1 rRNA gene is annotated in these 499 nt (G+C 52.7%); it reads right to left on the bottom strand.

Features of this window, described 5'->3' with window-relative positions:
• A 23S ribosomal RNA gene (locus GSQ77_RS28965) occupies nucleotides 1–474 on the bottom strand; the annotation flags it as partial.
• Nucleotides 475–499 lie beyond the last annotated feature (25 nt).

Genomic DNA, 499 nt, shown 5'->3' with positions numbered 1-499 from the left:
CGGGGTTCTTTTCGCCTTTCCCTCACGGTACTAGTTCGCTATCGGTCAGTCAGTAGTATTTAGCCTTGGAGGATGGTCCCCCCATGTTCAGACAAGGTTTCACGTGCCCCGCCTTACTCAATTTCACACAAAATGTCTTTTCGTCGACTGGGCTATCACCATCTATGGCCGGGCTTTCCATCCCGTTTGACTAAAACATAATGTGCTTTTGGGCTAGTCCCCGTTCGCTCGTCGCTACTCAGGGAATCTCGGTTGATTTCTTTTCCTCCGGGTACTTAGATATTTCAGTTCCCCGGGTTCGCCCTGCATGGCTATGTATTCACCATGCAGTACTCCTTGCGGAGTGGGTTTCCCCATTCGGACATTGCCGGATCAAAGCTTGTTGCCAGCTCCCCGACACTTTTCGCAGGCTGCCACGTCCTTCATCGCCTCTGACTGCCAAGGCATCCACCGTATACGCTTAGTCGCTTGACCATATAACCCCAAGTCGCCTCGGGGC

Source organism: Burkholderia sp. L27(2015) (genome assembly GCF_009765705.1).
Taxonomy (GTDB): Bacteria; Pseudomonadota; Gammaproteobacteria; order Burkholderiales; family Burkholderiaceae; genus LMUX01.
This window is presented reverse-complemented; position numbering and strand designations above follow the sequence as displayed.